This is a genomic window from Azoarcus taiwanensis (assembly GCF_012910885.1).
Lineage (GTDB): Bacteria > Pseudomonadota > Gammaproteobacteria > Burkholderiales > Rhodocyclaceae > Azoarcus_F > Azoarcus_F taiwanensis.
The window spans coordinates 1-2,619 of sequence record NZ_WTVM01000229.1 but is presented as its reverse complement, the minus strand read 5'-3'; the positions used below and the strand labels follow the sequence as shown (position 1 = coordinate 2,619).

The 2,619-nt window shown below is 62.0% G+C and carries 4 protein-coding genes; all 4 read right to left on the bottom strand.

The window, feature by feature from the left end; genetic code table 11:
- Nucleotides 1-121: 121 nt before the first annotated feature.
- Nucleotides 122-925 (bottom strand): TonB-dependent receptor plug domain-containing protein, encoded by an 804-nt coding sequence (locus GPA21_RS19780; RefSeq protein ID WP_168989784.1) that lies wholly within the window; start codon nucleotides 923-925, stop codon nucleotides 122-124.
- A 178-nt stretch (nucleotides 926-1,103) separates the two neighbouring features.
- Nucleotides 1,104-1,556, bottom strand: coding sequence for an ExbD/TolR family protein (locus GPA21_RS19775; RefSeq protein WP_168989783.1), 453 nt, complete (start codon nucleotides 1,554-1,556; stop codon nucleotides 1,104-1,106).
- A 9-nt stretch (nucleotides 1,557-1,565) separates the two neighbouring features.
- Nucleotides 1,566-2,297 (bottom strand): MotA/TolQ/ExbB proton channel family protein, encoded by a 732-nt coding sequence (locus GPA21_RS19770; protein ID WP_211163723.1) that lies wholly within the window; start codon nucleotides 2,295-2,297, stop codon nucleotides 1,566-1,568.
- Nucleotides 2,298-2,348: 51 nt separating this feature from the next.
- Nucleotides 2,349-2,619: energy transducer TonB (locus GPA21_RS19765; protein WP_168989781.1), on the bottom strand; the 271-nt coding region annotated here is incomplete at its 5' end.

Below are 2,619 nucleotides of genomic sequence, written 5' to 3'. Positions count from 1 at the left end.
TCTTGCTGGAATTAGCGAAGGAAACATGCACCAGCAGTAGGTGAAGCATCAACCAGATAATCCGATGAGATGCCGGTCTGTCTCACTCTCATGCAAAGGTAAGATCAACCATTTAATCCGCTTACCCGAAATTCCGGGTTCTCCCACGCCCCTCGAACTCGCCCCGCGGATCGACCTTCGCGCGGGTTGCTCCGACCACTGAGCCTTCCCGATCCCTGAAGCGGTCGGATTTCTCGAAACCCAGGGTCAGGTCGCTGTCATCGTCAATGAACCACTGGAGGTTGCCGGCCAACGTCTTGGCGTGACTGTTCGCAAGTGCGTAATAATCATCCAGTTCGCGGTGCGAGTACTGGACATGCCCGCCGAACCTTTCTCCTGCACCGCCGGCTTTGACATACGAGCGCTGGTAGCCGAACGAGCCGCGATCATGTTCCACCGTGAAGCCGTCGTGTCGGGCACCCCGCTTGGTCGTGATGATCACCGCCCCGGAAAGCGCATCCTCGCCGTACAGGTAGGAAGCGCCACCCTTGACGACGCGTATGCTCTCGATATTGTCGAGATCGATGTTGACCCTACCGGTGCGCTCGAAAACCGGAACACCGTCGATCACTATCGCCACCCCCGGTTTCTCGCCCATGAACCGCTGGTTGTCCACGCCGCGCAAGCGGATCTTGATCCCGTCCGGCCCGCCACGTTCGTCGGCAGTGAGTCCCGGCACGGCGCGCAACACGTCAATGATGCTCGTCGCGCGCGCCTGGTCGATCTGCTCGCCAGTGATCAGCATCGAGCTGGCCGGCGTACGGTCTTCCGAGTCGAAGCGATCGCTGATCGCCGACCCGGTGACGACTACACTGGGAAGCGCCGTCGGCTCGGATCCAGCCGATAGCCCCGGCAAGACCACGGCCAGCCCGGTTGCCGTTGCCACCCATCCTGCCCTCAACCAACTTGATCGCCCTGTCTTCTTCAACCTCATATGAACCTCCCTCAAAGTTTCCCTTTATGCGTTTTGCAGATCTCTCTTGCCGCGCCTTGTGCGCGCTCGGATCACAGAGCGTGCTTGGGCGTCTCCAGCCCCGCCCCGTAGACGAAACTCGGCAGTTCCATCAGATTTCGCCATTCGTCCACCGGAGATCAGGTGAAGTACCTTCCGTCACGAACCCAATGTTCGTGATACCGACCTGTCGGGCAGAAGCCATCAGATGCACGACATGCTCATAGCGCGCACCTCGCCATGCGTGCAGTTCCAGGCTCGGCACAGGTCCTGGTTCGGAGGCCAGGTTTGCCAGCAACTCCTGAAGCGTTTCGTAGCCAACCGGCTCGCCGTTGAAGTAGAGCTGCTGGTGCTCATCGAGTGATACCCGCACGGTTTTCGGGCGTTCGTCGATCGGTACGCCCTCGGCGCGCGGCAATTGCACCGGAACCGCCTGCGTCATAAGCGGCGCGGTGATGATGAAGATCACCAGCAGCACCAGCATCACGTCCACCAGCGGAATCACGTTGATCTCGGCCATAGGCTGGGCGCTGCCCACCGGACCGCTTTTCATGCTGAAAGCCATGGTCAGTCCTCAGCTCGCCTGCTGCGGACGCGGAGGCGTACCGCCGTCGTCGACACGTTGCGAAAGACGCACGCCCGCGACGAGGTAGGCGTGCAAGCCGTTGGCGAAGCCATCGAGGCGCGCGAGCACCAGTCGGTTCGCACGGCTGAACGCGTTGTAGGCGAGCACGGCGGGAATCGCGACGAACAGCCCCGCGGCCGTCATGATCAGAGCCTCACCGACCGGGCCGGCAACCTGATCAAGCACCACCGCACTCTGACCGGACAAGCCGACCAACGCGTGATAGATCCCCCAGACCGTGCCAAACAGGCCGACGAAAGGGGCGGTCGCCCCGACCGAGGCAAGCATCGTCAAGCCCTGCTCCACCCTCGCTTGCGCCGCCACAGTCGATTGCTGCAGCGTGCGTCCGAGGAATTCGCTTGCATCGACGCCGGCACCGATACCGCCTGTCCGTCGCCCTTCATACGCCTGAGCGGCTTCGAACGCATCCGCCGCGACCGAGGTGAACACTTTGCTGCGATCATGTGCACTGATCGCGGCCAACGCCTCCTCACGTGACTCCGCCCGCCAGAATGAATCGACCGCGCCAAGCATGGACCGCCGAAGCCTCAGCAGACCCGCGGTCTTGCCAATAATGATCGTCCAGCTCGCGATCGACATCGCAAGCAACACAAGCGCTGTGGCATGCGCCACCGCATCGCTCTGGGCCCAGATATGGGCAACGTCGAAAGAAGCGTTCATATCCATCCTTTTGTCATCATCCTGAAGAAATGTGCGGTCATTCCCGACCTCCTAGCCGCCCAGACGAAACTCGACCGGCACGATCACCTGTGCCGCCACCGCGCGACCACCCTGACGCGCGGGAACAAAACGCCATTCGCTGACGGCTCGGACCGCCGCTTCGTCGAGTCGCGAAAACCCGCTGCTCTGATGCACGGCGACACGTTCCGCTGCACCAGCAACGTTGACCCACACGCGCAGGCGGACCTCTCCCTGCTCGCCTCGACGGCGCGACACGGGCGGGTACACCGGCGCGGGGTTTCGCAAATAGTCAGCATCGAAG

Coding starts and splice junctions, on each gene's coding strand:
- GPA21_RS19775 (WP_168989783.1), bottom strand. CDS start 1,556: ATGGCTTTCAGCATGAAAAGCGGTCCGGTGGGCAGCGCCCAGCCTATG.
- GPA21_RS19770 (WP_211163723.1), bottom strand. CDS start 2,297: ATGAACGCTTCTTTCGACGTTGCCCATATCTGGGCCCAGAGCGATGCG.